The organism is Candidatus Viridilinea mediisalina (assembly GCF_002532535.1).
In the GTDB taxonomy this organism is placed as follows: domain Bacteria; phylum Chloroflexota; class Chloroflexia; order Chloroflexales; family Chloroflexaceae; genus Viridilinea; species Viridilinea mediisalina.
This window is the reverse complement of the sequence record NZ_NQWI01000015.1, coordinates 16,007-36,158: the sequence shown is the minus strand read 5'-3', so window position 1 is coordinate 36,158 and position 20,152 is coordinate 16,007. Positions and strand designations below refer to the sequence as shown.

Genomic DNA, 20,152 nt, shown 5'->3' with positions numbered 1-20,152 from the left:
TGTACTATAATACAAATCCAAAGAGCGTGAGCGTCCATCTCCCAGGCGTGCCTGGGCGTTGCAGCAGAAGGAAAGACGGCAATGACGACAGAGCAGGCGCAGTTTCGCTGTAATCCGAACTGCCGCTGCATGGAAGATGATGCGGAGTTGTACCGTGCGACCGAACGGGCCTACGAGATGGTCTTTAAGGGCACGGTGGATTTCTTTGTCATTAAGGCAGCCTACGACCTAGGGCTATTCGAGGCTATGGCAAGTGGGCCACGCGCCCTCAATGATCTGGCTGAAACGACGGGCAGCGTACCGATTCGCCTAGAGCGCCTACTCATCACCATGGAGAAGGTGGGCTTGGCACAGCCGGTTGAGGGGGCTTGGGCGCTCACACCTTTTGCCGAGCAGTTCTTCACTGCGCCTGATGAGCATCGCAATATGACCATGTTGCCCTTTGTGAGCTACATGGTCGATCTGATTCAGAGTTTCTACGCCAACCTGGCCGATGTTACCCGTGGGAAGATGGATTTCACCAGCCATGTGCCGCACCCGCCGCGCACCCGCGAGGATAGCATCTTCTACGAGACGATCCATCGCAGCAATATTCACTTTGTGCTGAAGCTGCTGCGCGATCATGCCGATCTCAGTGGTGTGAAGCAGTTGATTGACGTTGGTGGTGGGATTGGCGACATTGCCGCATCGCTCTGCCAGAAGTATCCAGACCTGAACGTCAAGCTGATCAACCTGCCTTCGGCCCTTGATCTGGTGCGTGAAAACGCAGCCGAGAAGGGCTTGGAGGGGCGGCTTGAGCCGGTGGCGGTGGATATGTACCGCGAGCCCTATCCACAGGGCGATGCGGTGATGTTTGCGCGCATCCTCTACCCCATGAACCGCCAGTTCTGCACAATGATGCTGCAGAAGGCCCATGCTGCACTTGAGCCGGGCGGTAAGGTGATGATCATCGATATGGTGATTAGCGACAAGGATAAGCCCAACTACGACTACTTGACCCACTACGTCTGTGGTATTGGTATGAACTTCTCGGTGCTGGAGTTCAAGGATCACGCACTCTACAAAGAGTTGCTGCAAGAGCTTGGCTTCCGCGACATCACGGTGACTGAAGGCTACGACCACGTTCTTTACCAAGCCGTAAAGGCATAGCACGGCGTATGGTTTCTACTACTGACAAACAGGTGCCACTCGGCAAAAAGATACGGGCTCACCTTGAGCTTGCCGATCCAGTCACGTGGTTTTCGCCTGCGATTATTACCATCTGTGGTGCGTTGGCTGCCGGGGCCGCGTTCGATTGGACAAGTGGCGTCGCTTGGGCTTGGATCATGTTGGGGGCACTGATGACCGGCCCTTTGGGGACGGGCTTCAGCCAGAGTATTAACGACTACTACGACCACGAGTTGGACGCGATCAACGATCCGAAGCGTCCCATTCCTGCCGGTTTGGTTACACTTGGTGAAGCGCGGATCAATTGGATCTTTCTTGGCACGGCGACCTTTTTGGTCTCTCTAGTTTTTGGCAATCCCTGGATCGTCTTCTTGGCGGTGTTGGGGCTCTTCATCTCGGTTATCTACAGCAAGCCACCGATTAAGCTGAAGAAGAACTTCTGGTTTGGGCCAGCCTCGGTCGGTTTGGGGTATGTAACCATGAGTTGGTTGGCGGGGCACCTCATCTTTGCTTCGTTAACATGGCAATCGTTTGTGGTCGCTGTGATCAATGGCACGATTGCTGCAGGCATGCTCTTCCTCAATGACATCAAGAGTGTTGAAGGGGATCGGCGGCTTGGCTTGAAATCGCTGCCTGTGGTGATTGGCCTGCGGCCAACCTTGATCATTGCTTACACAACTATTGGAATCTCGCAAGTTCTGCTGGTAGTCTTGGCCTTTATCTGGGGGTACTACTGGGCGGTCGGCTTCTTCCTACTCTCGATCATTGCGCCGATTTACAGTCAAGTACAACTATACCAAGACCCATCACAGCGCAACTATATTCGTTATCTCGTCGCAAGCAACCCATTCATGGTCTTGACACAAGTTGTGTCGGCATTCATTGTGGGGGGCTACTTTAGGTAGAGGTGTTTCCGGGAGGTATGACAGGGAGAGGCTGGCCCTTCCTGCGCCGCCCCGCACACATCACATAAGGAGGTTGAACATGACGGAACCCACGGGTGAGGTGCGGGTGCGCAGCGTCCGCACACCGCAGAGCAGCAACGTGTTGGAGCAGGTCGCTGACGTGGCCGGTGGCGTCTTACGGGTCGGTTTTGCGGTCACCACGCTACCTTTGGCACTGTTGCCGGTTGCCAGTCAGCAGCACATTCGCACTGCCGCTCAAGAGATCATGCACGCCGTTGTCAGCCTGCCGGGCGAGTTCTCGAACATCGTGAGTGAGTCGGTTGAGAAGTGGGCGGCGGAGCAGGATCTTGGTACGCCCGAGTCCGGTAAGGCACCGAAGGACGAGCTGTCTGACAAGTAAGAGAAGGGGAAGAGAAGTATGAGCGACAACCCGAATGCGAGCGTCACACGTGACGGACCGTTCGAGATTGCGGCGGCTGTTGTGGGCGGAGTGGTGCGTACGGGTCTGACGGTGGCCTCGGTGCCGCTGGTGCTGTTGCCGCGTGGCCCGCGCCGCCGCGTGCGCCGTGCGATGGTGGAATTGACCCGTGCGGTGATTGTGCTGCCCAAAGAGCTGTCGAACCTGACCGAGCGGGTGGTGGATGACATCTTCACCGGCCCGCCACCGACGTTGAGCCTGCCCAGCCCTGATCGCTTGGGTGAGCGCGCCCGCGCCTTCACCGAGCGTTTGGCCCGCGCCGCCGATGAGTTTGGCACCAGCGTGAGCCGCGCCACTGGCCGCGCCGCCGATCAGGTCGAGAAGGCTGCTGCCAAGGTTGACGAGTGGGTCGAGAAGCCCCCGACAACCCCCAAAGCATAACGAGAACGGGATGCTGCAAAGATTGACCTCACAGGTTCTTAGACCTGTGAGGTCTTTTCGCATCCTGAGTTAGCGTGGGTGCCTACTCTATGGTATGCTAGAAACGTGGCAGCAAACGATTGGAAGAGCAGCACCCCTATGCAAATAGTCATCCTCGGCGCGGGCTACGCAGGGTTGCGTACCGCCATTGACCTTGATCGGCTGTTGCGCCAACGTGGGCGCGATGATGAGGTAATTTTGGTTGATCAGCATCCCTACCACCAATTGATCCAGGTGATCCATTTGGCTGCAACGGATGCTATCCCAGATAAGAAGGCGATCTATGAATTGGCGCCACTGTTGTGCAATAGTACGGTGCGCCTAGAGCAGGGGCGGGTGACGCGGATTGAGCCGCTTGAGCGCCAGGTGCGCTTTGAGGATGGGCGTAGCCTGGCGTATGATCGCTTGGCCATTACGCTGGGGGCCGAGACTTCCTATGCGGGGGTTGCCGGCGCCCGTGAGCATACACTGCCCTTGCATACGTTTGAGCATGCCTTGCGACTGCGTGATCATGTCGTGCAACAGTTTGCCGCTGCGGCGCAGGAGCGCGACCCAAAACAGCAGCGCATACTGCAGACGATAGCGATTGTCGGGGGGGGCTATACCGGCTGCCAGTTGGCTGGTGAGTTGGTCACTTGGGCCGATGATCTTTGCCGTGATAGTGGCGCACCCCGCTCAGAGGTGCGGGTAGCCCTGATTGAGCGCAGCAACTATCTGTTGCCCCAATTTGGCGATTGGGCTACACAGGCTGCCGAGTTGGTGCTGGATCGCCAAGGGGTGAGTGTCTACCGCAATACCCTGGTTGAGGCGGTGGAACCGCGCATGCTGCATATCCAGGGGGAGCGTGTGTTGCGGGCCGCCACGATTGTCTGGGCGGCGGGCATTGCTGGCCCGGAGCTATTGGCCGCATCGGGGTTGGCAGTAGAAGAGCATGGCCGCGTGATGGTGGATCGCTACCTGCGCGTGCATGATCAAGCCTTGATCTTTGCGGCTGGCGATTGCGCGGCTGTGCCCAATAGCCTTGATGGCGGGACGGTACCGGCAACGGCGAGCTATGCCATGCGTCAAGGGGCGCACCTCGCTACCACCCTGCTGGCTGAAGTGGAGGGACGGGCACCACGCTCCTACGAGCCGCTCCGCTTGGGCGAATTGGTCTCGTTAGGGCCCCATTATGCCGTTGGTAATCCGTTGGGCTTACCGATGACGGGCTACCCGGCGCTGTGGATGAAAAAGAGCGTTGAGCAATACTATCGCTCAATCCTCGAAGAGGCTCAGAAGTAGGCGGCAACAAGGATACATTGGTTACGAACCATGTCTATGAGCAACTAGGTTGGGAGGAGCTTTGATGATCGTCCAAGAGGAGTGGGTCTCGATACGAACAACGCCGGATGTGGTGGAACGCCACCTGACGCAACCTGCTTTGATGGTGCGCTGGCGTTCGCCTTTAATTCAACTGGACCCGATTGAGGGTGAACTAATGGCCTTAGAGAGTACGCACGATCTGCGTATTTTGCCCCTTGGTATGGTGAGTTCAAACTATAAGGTGATTGAACGTGATGATCAGCATATATTGATGAATATCAAGGGCGTGTGGGAAGGTCAAGAGCTATGGCGTTGGTTTGTTGATGGCCCACGGGTGGTGGTACAAAATCGGGTTGAGTATGAGGTAAACAATCAGGGCTTGCGCTTCTTGGTGCTGGGCCTGGGGCGCTTCATTGCGGATCTCGATATGCGTGTCCAGCTCTTCCGTCTACGTGAGTTGATTGAGGGGCCGCCCGCTTTCCGTTATACCGAGACGCGTGGCCCGCAAAAGATCAATGTGGAGGATTAAGCTGTGCCACGTATTGGGCTTGCTGCTGCCCTTGAACAGTTCCATCCGAATGAATTGCTAACCCATTGCACCCTAGCCGAGCACCACGGCTTTGAAGGGGTCATGGCGGCGGATCACTTTCAGCCCTGGGTGCCTGCACAGGGCCATAATGCGTTTGCCTATAGCTGGATGGGTGCGTTGGGCATGGTGACGCAGGGCAATTTTGGGCCAGGGGTGACCTGTCCGAGCTTCCGTACCCATCCAGCGGTAGTGGCGCAGGCAGCGGCGACGCTGGGGGCCATGTTTCCTGGGCGCTTCTGGTTGGGCCTTGGCAGTGGTGAACTGCTCAATGAGAATGTGGTTGCTGGCCCATGGCCCGATGCGCTCGTGCGCTTTGAGATGCTTCAAGAGGCGACCGAGATCATTCAGCGGCTGCTGAGTGGCAAAGCGGTGCGCTATCGTGGGCGCTATTTTTCCATGAACAAGGTGCAGCTTTGGACCTTGCCTGAGCAGCGCGTGCCGATCTACATTGCGGCAACCGGGCCGCAGACGGTGCGCTGGGCTGGTAAGGTCTGTGATGGTTTGATTACGCCTGGCGCAAGCCACGAGAAGTTGCGCGGGATTCTGGAGAACTTTGCCCAAGGCGCACGCGAAGCGGGCCGCGATCCGGCCCACATGCCAAAATTGTTGCAACTCCATGTCTCATGGGCCACAACCTATGATGAGGCGTTGCAGTCTGCCTTGGTTGAGTGGCCCAATGGGGGCATGAACTTCCCTAAGCAGGATGTGCGTGGCCCAGAAGACTTTGCGGCCATGGCGCGCCTCGTGCGACCTGAGCATTTTCAGGGGCGGGTACTCATCTCCCCCGATCTGGAAGCACATCGCGCCCACCTCCAGGGCTTCTTTGAGCTTGGCTTTGATGCGATCTATGTCCATAATGTGGGTCGCAACCAAGAGCAATGGATCAAAGCCTATGGTGAGCATGTGCTGCCGAAGCTGAAGTAGGCTTAGGGAAGGTTTCATGCCACTTTACAGTTTGGCCTCCGACGGAGTGCCGACTTTAGTCGGCTGAGGTCGCCGACAACCTCTGGATGCCGACTAAAGTCGGCACTCCAACTGTAAAGCTGAAAGGCTGTTTCTGAAACCATCCCTTAGAGAGAATACCTTGCAAATACGCAGGGTTTCTTGACGCAAAGGCGCAAGGGCGCAGAGTTTTTTGCATATGAGCGCCAAACCTTTGCGGCTTTGCGCCTTTGCGCGAGCTTATTTGCAAGGTATTGGGCTTAGAGGTTGTCTGAAAAGTCTATCAACTGACGTTGGAGTGCCGGCTTTAGCCGGCTAAAGCCGGCACTCCAACACCAACCCATAGACTTTTCAGACAGCCTCCTAGTACGCTGGAAGATGGGAGAGTACCAACGGTTCATAGGCAAATGAGCGGCTTTGGGTTAAAATAGAGTTGAGACTGAGCCTGATCAAACCTTGTGGGGAGTATATAATGGTGACAAGTAAACCTGTTCCAGGAGCGAATAGTTCGGCTGCTGCCCGTCCGAAGAAGCGCGGTATGGGTGGTTTTGGTTTTAAGTTTTTACTCATTATGTTGACGTTGGCCATGCTTGGCTTAGGGGGGATTGGCATCTTTGCGCCATCGCGCCTTGCCATTTTCCAAGAGCAAGCCTTGGGCCTGTTGCATGGTGGGATTGCAGATAGAAATGAAGAGACCTTTGTTGATGGTTGTGTGCGTGTTGCGAACTCAGATGTACCACAGGCAATTACCCGTACCAAGCGCACCGTTATCTTTGGTGATGGTACGACCTTAGAGATTACCTTTAGCGGTAGACCTACGGCAACCAATGCGTGTCGCTGAGAGGCGGTTTGAAGAGTCGGTAGGCTGAATCTAGCGTTCCTTTCAGCCGGCTAAAGCCGGCACTCCACGGCGTGGCAGGTCGTGCGGAACAGTACCGATAGCCTTTTCAGGTAGCCTCTGAGAGTATTGATGGCGCTTTTTCTCCGCTTGCAACCTGCTATGCTTACCTTGCCGCCTCGTGCAGAGGCGCAGCTTTGCTATGCGTTGGTGAGCATTGAGGCGGATGCGGGGGGCGCGGCTCTGCCGGTGAGTTGGGCAGTGGTGGCGGATGCAAGCCGCTCGATGCGTATTCCGATTGTGAGCGATGAGCAGTTCCGTGAATTGGTGCGCCAAGGTGGGGCGCAAGAGGTGCTGGTTGATGGCGTGCCGGTCTGGCAATTGACCGGGCCAGTGCCGGAAGAGGTGCGTAGAACCTCGCCAAGCGCCTTGGAGCATACGGCGCGGGCGTTGCACAGCATCATTGAACGGCTCGATCGTGAGGATCGGCTCTGTCTGGTGGCCTGTGCCGAGCATGCGCTGCTTCTGGCGGCGGCAAGTGGTGAACGGCGTGCCGAGTTGGTGGCGGGGATTGCGCGCCTGCCCGTTGTGCATCTGGGTGAAGCGACCAGTCTGGCGGCTGGCTTGCGGGTGGCCCTAGCTGAACTGGGCTACACAGAGACGACTGAAGTTAGTCGGGTGATTCTGCTGACTGATGGTTTTACCCGCGATGCTGCGGGTTGTCTGGAGTTGGCGCGGACAGCGGCGGCCCACGGGATTAGTATTAGTACCCTTGGCTTGGGCGGAGAGTTTCAGGATGACTTGCTCACTGAGATGGCCGATCTGAGTGGCGGGCGGGCGACCTATTTGCGCCATGCGGATGAGATTCCTGCAGCGGTGGCCGCCGAGTTGGATGCTGCGCGTGGAGTGCAGGCGCGGGCGTTGCAGTTGGAATTGAGCTTGCCCAAGGGGGTAACCTTACGCCATGCGACGCGCCTCAGCCCGGCGTTAGCGCCGTTGCACTGGCAGACGCAGCCGGAAGCCCGTTGTGTGAGCCTTGCCTTGGGCGATTTGGAGCGGGGCACGCCGATCCGCTTGCTCTTGGAGCTCCTAGCCCCACCAACGCCAGTCCGTGCGACGAGTGAGGGCACACGGCTCCGTTTGGCTGCACTGCGGGCGGTGAGCGGCGCGGCGGTAGCACAGGCCGATCTGGTGGCCCACTACAGCCCGCAGGCCCCCGCGCCAGCAGCAATGATCCTCGCAGCGGCAGCGCGTGCAAGTGCCGTGCGGATCCAGCGGCGCGCCCGGGCCGCAGCGACAGCGGGAGATGCCATGGGGGCAGCCAAGTTGTTGCGTGCCGTAGCCATGCGCATGGGAGAATTGGGCGAAACCGAATTGGCCCAGATCGCCCTGCGCGAGGCCGAAGCGTTAGCCACAACGGGCCATGGCACAGCAGGGGGCGGGGTCGCGCTAACCTATGCTACCCGCAGATTAAGGGATGGGTAGCATGCTCCCATAATGCCTAAGCCCAACTACCCGCATAGGTAGTTGACGCTTCAAGCAAGATTCGTTACACTCGAATGTACACTTATTCACAAACTCGGCTCGATTTGGCGAAAGGAAGACTACGTTATGGATCGTCTGGTTGGCGAGGTCATGCATCACGGCGTACTAACATGTCGCCGCGATACCCCGATTCAAGATGTCGCCCGTTTTATGGCTGATAACGACGTGAGCGCGCTCGTAGTCGTTAACGATGACGACAACATGATCGGGCTGATCTCGCGCACCGATCTGGTCAACGCGCGCCTCTACGAGCAATATTGGAAGCATTGGCGCGGCCTGACTGCTGGTCACATCATGATTACCGATGTGGTTGTCGTGAATCCGAGTGACACCATGCAACATGCCAGCAAGCTCATGATGGAGCGCCACATCCACCGCGTGGTGGTTGTCGAACCGGGTGAGCAGGGCGGCAAGCCGGTTGGTGTCCTCTCGGTCACCGACGTGGTACGCGACATTGCCCGCGATGAGTAGCATGGAGCTTGTAGCATGCGTTGAGGTGCAACGGCGGGGCTTGTAGCCCCGTCGTTTTCTTATTTGGTGGGGGTTTGGGGAAGGCTTTGCCTCCCCCAAACCCCTTTTTTGTTCGGTTTTGGCGGCGAAGCCGCCAAAACCGAACAAAATATAGGGTTTGGGGCTTGCCCCTAAGAGACACTACCCATGTAAATAATCGCGCACCTGCGCGACCCACTGCTCAAACCCGAAGGTGAGGAGCGAGGCAAGGATCAATGCGGCGATAAGGCGTCCGTTGCGCCCGCGTTGCCAGAGGGTGGTGAGTAGGATGCCTGCGCTGAGGCAGAGGGCTGGGTAGAGGAAAAGACCCCAGCGGACGCCTTGGGTGGCGATGAGCAGGAGTGCTTGGGTGATGCAGGTTGCCAACCACCAGGCGGTGAGCAGGAAGCGTAGGTTGGCGGTGTGTGGGTTGGAGCGATGGCCTGCCCAGAGTAGGGCTAGGCCGGCTAATGCACTGAGGCTTAAGAGGGTTGGAATGGGGCGTGCGCGTGCCCCTGGTGGGATCAGCCCCAATAGCCCCAGGCTGGTTTCGCGCAGAATCTCGCTTAGGCTGCGCCCCCCTACGCTGCTGCGTTCGCCCGCGAAGACCCGTTCGATGTAGACGGGGGCGGAGTAGTAGCAGAGCAGTACAAACCCCAGGCTCGCGCTGATTACGAGGCTGAGGCGGCTTATGCTGATGGGGCTCGGACGGCCCATGAGCATCGCGGCTAACCCAAGGCTCCAGAGTGAGCCTACGAGGGCGCCGAGCGATAGGGTGACGCCTGAGTGGGCTACGAGGGCGAGGCTGAGGGTTGCACTGAGGAGGACGATTGGCCATGGGCCCTTCACGTTTGGCCCGGCAAAACCAAGGGCGAGGAGGGTCAGGAAGGGTATGGCGAGGGCTTGGCCGCCTACGTTGGCCAGTTCGCCAATCGAGAAGGACTCTAGGGCGGTGAGGGGCAGTAGGTAGGCGGCAGCCGCGAAGAGAGCGGCGCGGTTGCCGAAGCCGCAGCGGCGCAGGATGAGCCAGAGCATGGCGACGACGAGGCTATCGAGTAGCGCACTGCCCGCCTGGACTAACGCAATGCGCTCGTGGTGGCCAATGGGCGCAAGGAGTTGCAGGGGCATGAGCACTAGGAACATGGCGGGCGGATAGGGGGCCACCCCTCCGCCGGTTGCACTCGGCAGGCCCGCAGTTAGAAAGACATTGCCTAGACTGGCGGCAAAGAGCTTGTTGGCCTGCATTGCCGAGTCGCTGTAGATGGCGTGGGGGTGCAACATCCCGGCTACGCGCAGTGCCCATGCCAGCATGACGAGCGCCGTGATTGTGGCCAACCCATTGGTTTGGGGCCAGCGCCGCTGAAGCCAGGCTGCTGCGATGGTGGTCGTGGCACCTAAGCAGCTTAGAGTGGCAATGAGGGGCGTAAAGAGGGTTAAGACGGGCCGTTGGAAGGCAAGGGTGTAGGTGGTAGCGAGTATGGCTAGGCTAACCATGCCTACGGCCCCAAGGGTGCCACCGCCTGCTGCCAGGGTACCCAGATAGAGCGCCCCAAGGCTCAGGCTGAGCCAGGCTAACTGCGGCCAAGCAGGGGCACGCCAGCCAGCATCGAGGCTCTGGCTCCGCAACCCATAGAGCACAAAGCCTAGCTCGCGGGTATCGTTGGGGGCCACAAAGGGGGTTGCACGCAGCGTGAGTTGCAGGTCGCCTGCGGCATCGGCATAGGCCAAAATCCGGTAGCGGCGCGGATCGCCTGCGGGGATGTTCAAGTTATAGACGGGCCCAGCGGCACTCGCCCATGTCACTGCGGTGCCATCGGGAGCCCCACCAGCGCGCAATTCGAGCAGATAGCGCCCTGGCCCAACCCCCGGCACATGAAAAATCGTCTCGGCGCTCGTCCAGCGATAGGGCGACCTGCCGGTGCGTTCAGCCCATTCTGTCCACCAGATGTGGCAGCGCACGCCTGGGGGGGGCGGCTGCTGCTGACATGCGGGCAGACTAGGATCAACCATGATCCCTGGCGGCTCTGCGCCATTGATGCGGATGAAGAAGGGGGCTTCATCGTGACGGCGTTGGCGTTCCAGGTCGCCGCCGACATGGAGGGTTTGGCTAAAGGGCAATTGGTAGGCTGCCAGCCAGAGCAAAAGTGCCAGCAACCAGAGCGCGAAGGGCGGCCAGAGGTGCGCCGGTTTGAGCATCATCCCTGCTTACTCGCTGCTCCCCAGGTAATCACAATCACCCCGATCACCACAATGATCGCACCGATAATCTTGGTGGGGGTAATCGTTTCATTGAGGATCACACGCGAAGGGATCAGGATGATGACATAGTTCAAGGCGAGGAGTGGGTAGGCAAAGGAGAGATTGACCCGCGAGATGACCCCTAGCCAGAAGAGGGCACCGCCAAAGATCAGGGCAAACCCCAGAATGACGCGCCACTCGGTGAAGGTGGCCCAGAGGACAGCGGGATTGAGCGAAAAGGCTCCTACGCGCTGACCTACCAGATTCACGCCAAGCTTCAACAGAATCTCACCAATCACCGTAAGCGTACTCGCGGTGAGTAGCATGGCGAAGACCAAAGCCATAACGGAGCCTCGTTGGATGCGTGGGTGGAGTGACACCGACGCTTGGGTTGAGTGCTGTTCACAGATGCTCATGGCAACCTACTCAGCACATAGACAGCATAATCACAAATGCCACTGCGGATCTGGTAGTGATCAATCACTTGAAACCAACCTCCGAATAGTGCAAGATAATCAGCATCGCTACGGATATAGCCCCCACGATCAAGTTGGTGCATCAGGTGTCCAGCGGGATTGGTGCCACTGGGCGGGGGAATATCCTCCATGACCAGCACGGTTGCCTCAGGGCGGAGAACGCGGGCCAGTTCGCCCATGAGTGCTTGGGCGCTACCATCGGCGAGGTGGTGCAGCACCCCACAGATCAGCGCGGCATCGAAACTCGTGTCGGCCAGGGCAAGTTGCTGACCAGTCGAGACCAAGTAGCGTCCAGGGCGGTGGCGTCCGGCAAAACGCAGGTAGCCCCGTGCTGGATCAGCGCCCACATAGCGTTCTGGTGGAAACTCGGATGCAAAGGCACCTGTGCCACAGCCGAGGTCGAGGAAACGCCGCTGATCACCAGCCCATGGGCGCAACTCACGCGCAATAGCGAGACGTTCGCCGCCATAGCCAGCCTCAGCCAGCCAGCGCAGCCCATTCCAGAGGCGCGGTGCCGCACTGATTTGGTCGAGTAGATTGTCGGTAAGTGTGTGCATGGTGAGGAACAGGGGAACAGCGGAACAGGGGAACAGCGGAACAGGGGAACAGGGGAACAGGAGAACAGCGGAACAGGGGAACAGCGGAACAGGGGAACAGGGTGAGTGCCATGTTTCTATGCACGCCCCCTTGCCATCAGGCGCGAGCCAGAGCGACAATTGAGAGCCCAAAGGGAAAGCTTCCGCCGCGCCTGAGCCAGGCGGCTTCGAGGGCCATGGGGAGACGCAGGGCTTGGTTGAGTGGTGCGGGTGGTAGGCCCATGGCTGAAGCTTGTGCGGGGGGCGGCTTTAGGCGTTCAAGCAGGCGCGAGGCTGCGGGCAGGGGAAAGAGCAGACTGAGTACATAGGTCAGGTGAACAGGCTGAAAAGCTGCCTTGTGCAGCATCGTGGCAACTTCACGGGCGGTATAGCGGCGCCGGGTATGCACCTGACGATCATGGTGCGAACGCAGCCACTCATAGGCTGGTAGGCGGATCAACAGATGGCCTGCGGGCGTTAAGACGCGGCGCACTTCGGCTAAGGCACTTGCCTCATCGGGGACACCGGCGTGGTAGAGTACATCGTAGGAGGTGACGAGATCGAAGCTGTGATCAGCAAACGGGAGCTGGAGCACACTTCCACGGGTAAAACGTCCCGGCAACCGGTCGCCAATGATCGCAGCCGCTTCAGGGGCATAATCAAGGCCCACGACATGGCCATAGCGTTGCAGAAAGAGCGCATCGCCGCCGGTACCGCAACCGGCATCAAGGATACGGACATCCTGCCGTCCATGATAGAGCGGATCGAGCAGGGCGGCGCTGATCGCACGCATCCCGCCATACCACCAGTGCCGCAACTCCACGGCGGCCATTGTTGTATACTCTATTTTCTCCATTCCAACACCTAACTATACCAGATGCTTGGGGGCTGTGCAAATGAGCAGGTAGCTGTTCGAGTTCAGCAATGTTTCCGAGTTCTTGCATCCTGCCTTAATTGTCATCTTTCGCAACTATCGGATAGGAAGTTATAACAAAATGCGGGTGGTTTTTCGTTTATGCATATGGTATGCTCCACTATGTGGAGCAACGAAAAGAGAACGAATACATCTATGCTTCAAGCGCATGTGTCGTCGCTGGTCTTTCCGCCGCTCACCCTGTTATCTGCGCGGGTGCGGTTGCGCTTGCTGGAAGCGGTACATCTGCCGATCTTCATTGGAGCGCTGTTACGTGGTGGCTTTGGCTATGCCTTCCAACGCGCCGCGTGCGCTTCCGCGTGTTGGGGGCGTGCCGAAGCGTGTACGGCAACATTGCTCTGTCCCTATCGCTGGGTCTTCGAGACACCCCACCCCGAGGGGGTAAAGCATCTGCACGATTTGCGTGACGTGCCGCGTCCCTTTGTGCTTGAACCGCCCCCGCCTACGCAGCGCTTTTATGCGGCTGATGCGCCATTGGATTTTGGCTTGGTGTTGATGGGGCGAGGCATCGATTTTCTGCCCTATTTTCTACATGGCTTGGCCGGTTTCGCTGCTGCTGGCTTGGGGCGTGATCGTGCCAAGGCGCGCCTGGAGCGCGTGGCGGTGGTTGCCCCCTTGGGTGCAGATGGTATGCGACCCGTTCAGGATGTGGCACAGCCCGGTGTGGTGATCTATGAAGAGGGTCGAGTTTTGAACTGCGCCGATCTGCCGTTGCTGAACCTCGCCGAGCTGCCGAGCCGGGCGACTGAGTTGGCGGCGGATCTGCGGTTGGAACTCTTGACGCCGCTGCGCCTCAAGGCGCAGGGGGCATTGCTGGATCGGCTCGATCTCGGGGTGTTGGTGCAGGCGGCATGTTGGCGGCTCAACGCCTTGGCGACCTTTCACGGCCAGGGGCCGTGGGCGGCAGACTATCGGCCCGTGGTGGAGGCGGCGCGCCGCGTGCGTGTCGAGCAGAGTGATCTGCGTTGGGTGGATTGGGAGCGCACGAGTACGCGGGGGGGCGGGCAGCGCTCGATGAAAATGGGCGGCTTGGTGGGGAGCGCCACGTTACGCAACGTTCCCGTGGAGGTGCGGGCGGTGCTGTTGGCGGCAGCACTGCTCCACGTCGGTAAAGCGTGTGTCTTTGGCCACGGATGGCTTCATCTGTCGCATTTGTGACGGGGTGGGGTGGTAGAGTGAGATGCGGGAGGCGGGGAGGCGGGGATGCGGGGAGGCGGGGGGGCAGTGTTCAGTCCCATCTTCTACCCCCTACTTCCTATTTCCTATATGGAGGCACAGAGTTGGCTACTGATTTTCCCAATGTCATTGCACGTTGTCTGACCTACCCGCAGCTACCAACGCAACCGTTAGTTGATCTGGTGGCTGAGGTGTTGGCTATGCCGACGCCGCTGGATCGTGCTATGTTGCAGCGGATGCAGGAGCGTATTACGGAAGTGGCGGGCGCTAACAGCCAAGTGGCGCTCGTCTATGGCGGGGCAACCAAGATTAAGGGTTATGTCTTTGAAGCGCCGAAATTGCCCGAAATCCGCGGCGCGAGTGCGCTGCTCGATTGGGTGAATGAGGTGGGGGTGAATGATCTCTGGCAGCAGCATCTGCCGATGCCGGAGTTGGCCACTGCTTCCCATCCCTGTATCATTTATGCGAGTGGCGGTTCGTTCCTCGCGTTTGCGCCAGCGGCACTGGGGCCGACGCTTGCGACCGCAGTGGAACGCTGCTATACCGAACAGACGTTGACGGCCAATAGCGCGGCGGTGAGCGCCAGTTTCTCACTGCTTGAGTTGCGCTTCGGGCGCAACCCGCTGGCCTACTGGTGTGAAGATTTTGTGCGCGATTGTGCAGATGCAGCGCACCGTGACGCCCTCTTCACCTACTACTATCTGCCTGAGGGTGCGGCGGCAGATGATCACCAGCAACGCTTTCTCAATCGGAAGAGCTTTGGTGAACTGGTGACGCTGCTGGCGACCATGTTCAACCAGCGGCGCGACGAGCGGGCGAGCCACGGTGAGGTGCGCTACCTGCCCCACTATGCGCTGCAGCCGTGGGATGTCAAATGCGCCAGTAGCGATGTGCGCCCTGCGATGCTCGCAGCAAAAGTGGGGAGCGACGAACGGCGGTTGAGTGAGCCTGCGGCGCGTAAGTTGGCTGCTGGCCGGGCGGTGAAGGGCAAACCGGTGAGCGAGAAGCTGGCCCAGAGCTTACAGCCGTGGCAGGTGCCTAAAGCCTTGAGTAGGGTTTCGTGGAACCAACGGTGGGAAAAAGAGTTTCTCCGTAGCGCAGAGGGGCGCACGACGCCCTATGCCGATGCATTGCGCCAAAAGGGGGTGACGGAGATTGCCCCTGCCGACGATCTTGATCAAATTGGTGCCGCATCAGAGCCCAAGCGCTACATCGGCCTGATCTACGCCGATGGCAACAACATTGGGCGGCTAATGGCAACCCTGCCTAGCCCAGCGATCTACCAGTGCGTGTCGCAGACGCTGAGCGACATTGCGGTAGATGCGGTCCTTCACGGTTTGGCCCAACATCTTACGCCTGCCTATGTGTATGATCAGGAACATAGAGCGAAGGTCTGGAAACATCCCTTTGAGATTTTAGCCATCGGCGGCGACGATCTCTTTATTGTGGTGCCTGGTGATCGAGCGTTTGCCGTGGCCCTAACCATTGCCCAGATCTTTGAGCAGCGGTTGACGGAGCGTTTTCAGCAGATTCAAAAGGAGTTTCCTGCTTTCAAACTGCCCGACCCGGCACGCCTAGCGGAACGGAGTCGCTACGCTGGCTCTGACGAATCTGCGGCAACCTTCCAAGCCCATGCGCCGCTGGTGGGCCTCTCGGCGGGGGTGGTGATTGCCCAAGAGAGTACGCCCTTCTTCTTCCTGCGCGATCTGGTTGAGGAGTTGCTGAAGCGAGCGAAGGGTCTGGCGAAAGAGCATGCGAAGAAGGTTAATTCTCAAGGACAAAAACAAGAACGCTTCTACGGTGGAGCGGTAGACTTTATGGTACTCAAGTCTACCTCGATGGTAAGCGACAACATTGCGGCCTTTCGCAAGACGGCATTGCAGGATCACCAAGCGAGCCAACGGCGTCTCACCGCCCGCCCCTACACATGGGCCGAGTTTGCTGGGTTACTGGCGAGCGTCCATGCGCTCCAGCAGGCGGGGATGCCCCGTTCACAACTCTACCGCCTGCGCCAAACGCTCGATGCGGCGGCAGAGGGCGGCATCCTCACCAGTACAATGGAGTACCTCTACACCCGCGCACGGCTGCGGACGCAGGTGGCCACTGCGTTGGTTGATCATATTGAGCATGCCTGGTGCTACGGACGACAGATCGGCTCAGGGGCATCGGTAGCAACCCCGCCATGGTCAATCTGGCCAGGGCATGGTCACGAGACGATCTGGCCTGATCTGTTGGAAGCCTATGATTTTGCTCTAGTCGGTGAGGCAAAGCATGCTGAAGGGGCGGGGCACGGGGAGGGCTGCGCCCTCCCCGAAACCCCCTCACCCCATCCCCGAGGCACCAAAAACACCATCTAAAAGACTATAACAAATGAAACTACAGATTAGTATGACCATCACGAGCCATTCGGCGCTCAGCGTGGGCGCGGGCGGCAGCAGTGGCACATTGGCCGACAAGAGCATTGTGCGCGATGGTTGGGGCCGTCCGCTCATCCCTGGCTCGCAGCTCAAGGGCAAGTTGCGTTGGGCGGCGGAGCAGTTGCTGCGCGGCATGGGCGAGGATATTCCGACACCCTTTGCGGGCGCGGCGCGCGAAGAGTTGGCAACGGCGGTACGTGCGCTCTTCGGCAGCCCGCAGCAGCGTTCGCCGCTCCATTTTGCCGATCTGCCCGGCGTCGTTGGCCCACTCGATCAGATCGCGGCGCTACGCGACCAGGCAGAGCAGCGCCGCAGCCAGATCCGCCCCTCGGTCACTATCAACCGCCACCGTGGGACCGCCGCAGATCAGCTTCTCACCTTCCAGGAGGTTGCGCCAGAGTATCTGCGTTTCCATAATGAGCGGGCGATCATCGGGCAGATCGTGAGCATGGAGCATGCGGCGCTGCTCTGGGCCGCTGCTCGCCTGACGACGCGCTGGGGCGGTGCCAGCTCGCGGGGCTTGGGTTGGGCTAGTACAGCGTTGGTGGTTCAGGTGGATGAACAACGCTGCGCTGATGACGCGCTCCTTGCGGCGCTACGCACGCGCCTGGAGCGCGGAGGGGATAGCTCATGAAACTGCTCACTTTTCAGATCGAAGCCCTCGCCCCGTTAGCTTTCCCGGAGCGTAAACCGGGGGTGCAGTTCAACAAGAGTCTGCCTTATGTGCCTGGCGCGGCGATCTATGGCGCCTTGGGGCAGCAGGTGGGTGAGGAGGGCTTTGCTGCCGCCTGCTTCCGCAGCCTGCGCTGCCACAACGCCTACCCATGCCACCCCGATGATGCGTGGGTGCGCCCGCTGCCCGCGACGGCTATGCAGCCTAAGGGGGCAGAGAAGGGGGTTGCACCACATGACACGCTTGTCGCCCGTGTCGCGTGGGAGCATCAGCAACCCACGACGCTGATCTATGCACCGACTGACGACGATGGACGGCCCTACGAAGCGACGGGTACGAAGTTCTACACACATGCCGCCGACCGCGTGGCCTACCGTGAGGTGCAGCAGCGCATCTTGACCCGCGTGGCGATCAACCGTGAGCGCGGCACGGCACAAGCCAATCGCCTCTATTCACCCTTGGCGATCAGTGAAGTTGCGGATGACCGCAGGCCGACATGCTTCTTGGGGAGCTTGTTGGTTCGCAACGAGGATGTTGCGCCGATCACGGCGGCGCTGCTGGCAATCACCCACCTGGGCGGGCGGCAGACGAGCGGCTTGGGGGCGGTACGCATTGCGCTGCGGCATGAAGCGCCACCCGTAGATAATGCGACGGCGGTGCGCCAGCGGGTGGCGGCGTTGACCAGCCGGTTCCAAACGCAAGCTGCATTCTATGAGCGGTTGGGCGGATGCACATGGCCCATCGCCGAGTGCAGCATCTTCACGATCAACCTGCTCGCTGATGCGATCCTGCTTGAACATGGCTGGTTGCCCACCCAGAGTTTCACGCCCGCAGCGCTGGAAGAGACAACTGGCATCAAAGCACGCCTGTTGCGCTCCTTCACTACCACCAAACCCGTTGGCGGCTGGCACACCCTCTGGCAGCGTCCCAAGCCCAACACGGTCGCAGTGAGCATGGGCGGCCTTTATCTCTTCCAAGCAGAGCATACGCTCGATGACAAAGCCTGTGCGAACCTAGCTCAACTGCAACACGAAGGCATCGGTGAACGGCGCAGCGAAGGTTTTGGTCAAGTGCGAGTTTGTGACGAGTTTCATGCGAGACAATAATGTGTAGCTAGGGGATGCGCGGGAACATGGTTCCCGCGCACATGCAGGTAAGGGTGCGCGCGGGAACATGGTTCCCGCGCACATGCAGGTAAGGGTGCGTGCGGGAACATGGTTCCCGCGCACATGCAGGTAAGAGTGCGCGCGGGAACATGGTTCCCGCGCACATGCAGGTAAGGGTGCGCGCGGGAACATGGTTCCCGCGCATCCCCCATACAGGGTATGGAGAGAACAATGACCATCCTTGACCCCCAGACGCTACGGCGTGAACTGTTGTTGGACGAGGCGATCAATCGGCAGATGGATGCGCTGGTTGCCCAAGCTACGGCAACAATGCTCATCTTGGGTTCAAAGACGAGCATGGAGGAGAATCAACTCCGCAATTTGCTCAATGTCGCTATTGCACAGCCTCATGTTGAGGTTATTGCTAACTTTATTCGCTACCAGATCGGTCGTAAAGAGCGTGATTGGGGTGTTAAACCCAACGATTTTGGTCATACTCTGCTGAACGATTTGTATGGCAGTGTCAAGGATCAAGCGACAGAAGCGATTCAGCATGTCAAAACCAAGATCGAGGATAACGCGACTCAAGAAAAGAGAAAGCTGGCTCAAGAACGACTTGAGCCGCAGATCAGAGAGCAGAAACTTGCACAGATTGATACACAGCTACAGCAAGATCTTGCTGCTGCCGATCAACTCTTTTACCAAGCCTACGCAAAGCTCATCCAGCTCTATCTAGGCTACCTGAATCGCTCTTTCTATTTCTACAAAAAGATGCAGGAAAAGAGCGCAAAGGAGCGCGATGAATCGTACCAACAGGAAGCGCTCAAGCTACTTCAACGTGTGACCAAAGATCGGAAGCAGGGGGTGAAGCTATGACCACTGAGGCCAACTACTCCTTTGCTGCGCTACGCAACCGCCTGACAATAGAGGGCTGGCTGGTGACAACCACGGCGCTACGCATCGGCGCGGGGCGTGATAGCAGCGTGATTGGCAATGATCTGCCGGTGCTGCGCGATGCCCTCGGTGCCCCCTTCATCCCTGGCGCTTCGCTCAAGGGGGCCTTCCGGGCGCGCCTTGAAGCCTTGGTGCGCGGCGTCGCCCCTGGGCAGGTGCGCGAGATTGAAACCGAGATGCGTAAGGGTTTCGCTGAACAACCTGATGAGGTCATCTGGCACGACTCTAGTCTGATCGAGTTGACCTTCGGTGCGCCCTGGCTGGCCGGGCGCATCTTCTTCAAAGATGCGTTGGTCGATCGTAGCCTCTGGTTTGGCCAATTCGAGATCCGCAACGGCGTCGCACTCAACCGTGACACCGAGACGGCTGAGGCGGGTCTGCTCTATGACTACGAGGTGGTTCCCGCCGGTATGCGTTTCGCTTTTGCCTTAACCATGGAGAACGCCGAAGCTTGGCAACTCGGCATGATCTTGCTGGCGCTCCAGCCCTGGGAACGGGGCGAGGTGCAACTTGGCGGCTTCCGTTCGCGTGGCCTCGGCTATGTGCAACTCACCGATCTCCAGCGCCGCTTCGTGGCGCTGCAACCCGGCGATGCCGACGCAGCCATTGCGCTCCTTGATGGCACTGGTGGAGTCGAACCCGATGCCACACAAATGCAGGCTTGGACAGCCGCCTTACGCAGCAAGCTGACTGCTCATGCAGAGCAAGCTACGGAAGCGTAGTCCGCTGGGGCGCGGGGGCCTGGCCTCCGCAAGAAGCCTCGTCCGGCGGGGGCGCGGGGGCCTGGCCCCCGCAAAGATCCCCCGTCCGGCGGGGGCGCGGGGGCCTGGCCCCCGCAAAGATCCCCCGTCCGGCGGGGGCGCGGGGGCCTGGCCCCCGCAAAGATCCCCCGTCCGGCGGGGGCGCGGGGGCCTGGCCCCCGCAAAGC

20 protein-coding genes are annotated in these 20,152 nt (G+C 59.4%); 16 read left to right on the top strand and 4 right to left on the bottom strand.

The annotated features are described in order from the left end of the window. The first annotated feature begins 81 nt into the window (after positions 1–81). From bchU to CJ255_RS05260, 10 genes are all read left to right on the top strand, one after another. Positions 82–1,149, top strand: coding sequence for a bacteriochlorophyllide d C-20 methyltransferase BchU (bchU, locus tag CJ255_RS05305; protein ID WP_097643053.1), 1,068 nt, complete (start codon positions 82–84; stop codon positions 1,147–1,149). An 8-nt stretch (positions 1,150–1,157) separates the two neighbouring features. Further along, on the top strand, positions 1,158–2,072 hold the full coding sequence (gene bchG / locus CJ255_RS05300) for a (bacterio)chlorophyll synthase (RefSeq protein WP_097643052.1): 915 nt from the start codon (positions 1,158–1,160) through the stop codon (positions 2,070–2,072). 79 nt (positions 2,073–2,151) lie between these two features. Further along, positions 2,152–2,472 (top strand): hypothetical protein, encoded by a 321-nt coding sequence (locus CJ255_RS05295; RefSeq protein ID WP_097643051.1) that lies wholly within the window; start codon positions 2,152–2,154, stop codon positions 2,470–2,472. An 18-nt stretch (positions 2,473–2,490) separates the two neighbouring features. Continuing rightward, on the top strand, positions 2,491–2,931 hold the full coding sequence (locus tag CJ255_RS05290; RefSeq protein ID WP_097643050.1) for a hypothetical protein: 441 nt from the start codon (positions 2,491–2,493) through the stop codon (positions 2,929–2,931). 138 nt (positions 2,932–3,069) lie between these two features. Further along, the gene (locus CJ255_RS05285; protein ID WP_097643049.1) at positions 3,070–4,251 is read left to right on the top strand and encodes an NAD(P)/FAD-dependent oxidoreductase; all 1,182 of its coding nucleotides are present in this window, start codon (positions 3,070–3,072) and stop codon (positions 4,249–4,251) included. Positions 4,252–4,315: 64 nt separating this feature from the next. Next, entirely contained in the window at positions 4,316–4,801 is a 486-nt protein-coding gene (locus CJ255_RS05280) for an SRPBCC family protein (RefSeq protein ID WP_097643048.1), read from the top strand. Between the two features lie 3 nt (positions 4,802–4,804). After that, complete coding sequence (locus tag CJ255_RS05275) at positions 4,805–5,785, top strand: TIGR03557 family F420-dependent LLM class oxidoreductase (RefSeq protein WP_097643047.1); 981 nt, start codon at positions 4,805–4,807, stop codon at positions 5,783–5,785. Positions 5,786–6,275: 490 nt separating this feature from the next. Further along, positions 6,276–6,644: a hypothetical protein gene (locus CJ255_RS05270; RefSeq protein ID WP_124681822.1), complete on the top strand. Its 369-nt coding sequence runs from the start codon at positions 6,276–6,278 to the stop codon at positions 6,642–6,644. 159 nt (positions 6,645–6,803) lie between these two features. Beyond that, complete coding sequence (locus CJ255_RS05265) at positions 6,804–8,126, top strand: vWA domain-containing protein (RefSeq protein ID WP_165774578.1); 1,323 nt, start codon at positions 6,804–6,806, stop codon at positions 8,124–8,126. Positions 8,127–8,252: 126 nt separating this feature from the next. After that, the gene (locus tag CJ255_RS05260) at positions 8,253–8,657 is read left to right on the top strand and encodes a CBS domain-containing protein (RefSeq protein WP_097643044.1); all 405 of its coding nucleotides are present in this window, start codon (positions 8,253–8,255) and stop codon (positions 8,655–8,657) included. 180 nt (positions 8,658–8,837) lie between these two features. On the opposite strand, the gene CJ255_RS05255 is transcribed toward CJ255_RS05260, so the two are convergent. The 4 genes from CJ255_RS05255 to CJ255_RS05240 all read right to left on the bottom strand — a co-directional run bounded on the left by CJ255_RS05255 (position 8,838) and on the right by CJ255_RS05240 (position 12,820). Next, positions 8,838–10,874 carry a hypothetical protein gene (locus CJ255_RS05255; protein WP_124681821.1) on the bottom strand — a complete coding sequence of 679 codons (2,037 nt, stop codon included), beginning with the start codon at positions 10,872–10,874 and terminating at the stop codon, positions 8,838–8,840. Next, positions 10,871–11,257, bottom strand: a complete 387-nt coding sequence (locus CJ255_RS05250) for an EamA family transporter (protein WP_097643042.1) — start codon at positions 11,255–11,257, stop codon at positions 10,871–10,873. Before CJ255_RS05250 ends, CJ255_RS05255 begins: the two co-directional genes overlap by 4 nt. A gap of 68 nt (positions 11,258–11,325) precedes the next feature. Continuing rightward, a complete protein-coding gene (locus tag CJ255_RS05245; protein ID WP_097643041.1) occupies positions 11,326–11,946 on the bottom strand; it encodes a class I SAM-dependent methyltransferase in 621 nt (206 codons plus the stop codon). Positions 11,947–12,082: 136 nt separating this feature from the next. After that, positions 12,083–12,820, bottom strand: coding sequence for a class I SAM-dependent methyltransferase (locus tag CJ255_RS05240; RefSeq protein WP_097643040.1), 738 nt, complete (start codon positions 12,818–12,820; stop codon positions 12,083–12,085). A 213-nt stretch (positions 12,821–13,033) separates the two neighbouring features. Between CJ255_RS05240 and cas6 the strand changes: the two genes are divergently transcribed. The 6 genes from cas6 to csx7 all read left to right on the top strand — a co-directional run bounded on the left by cas6 (position 13,034) and on the right by csx7 (position 19,946). Then, the gene (cas6, locus tag CJ255_RS05235) at positions 13,034–14,056 is read left to right on the top strand and encodes a CRISPR system precrRNA processing endoribonuclease RAMP protein Cas6 (protein ID WP_097643039.1); all 1,023 of its coding nucleotides are present in this window, start codon (positions 13,034–13,036) and stop codon (positions 14,054–14,056) included. 122 nt (positions 14,057–14,178) lie between these two features. Beyond that, positions 14,179–16,431 carry a Cas10/Cmr2 second palm domain-containing protein gene (locus CJ255_RS05230; RefSeq protein WP_097643038.1) on the top strand — a complete coding sequence of 751 codons (2,253 nt, stop codon included), beginning with the start codon at positions 14,179–14,181 and terminating at the stop codon, positions 16,429–16,431. Between the two features lie 13 nt (positions 16,432–16,444). Next, a complete protein-coding gene (locus CJ255_RS05225) occupies positions 16,445–17,125 on the top strand; it encodes an RAMP superfamily CRISPR-associated protein (RefSeq protein ID WP_097643037.1) in 681 nt (226 codons plus the stop codon). Beyond that, on the top strand, positions 17,122–18,270 hold the full coding sequence (locus CJ255_RS05220) for a type III-B CRISPR module-associated Cmr3 family protein (RefSeq protein WP_097643036.1): 1,149 nt from the start codon (positions 17,122–17,124) through the stop codon (positions 18,268–18,270). The genes CJ255_RS05225 and CJ255_RS05220 overlap by 4 nt, the downstream gene beginning before the upstream one ends. Before the next feature lie 231 nt (positions 18,271–18,501). Further along, a complete protein-coding gene (locus CJ255_RS05215; protein ID WP_097643035.1) occupies positions 18,502–19,146 on the top strand; it encodes a hypothetical protein in 645 nt (214 codons plus the stop codon). Next, a complete protein-coding gene (gene csx7 / locus CJ255_RS05210; protein ID WP_097643034.1) occupies positions 19,143–19,946 on the top strand; it encodes a type III CRISPR-associated RAMP protein Csx7 in 804 nt (267 codons plus the stop codon). Before CJ255_RS05215 ends, csx7 begins: the two co-directional genes overlap by 4 nt. Positions 19,947–20,152 lie beyond the last annotated feature (206 nt).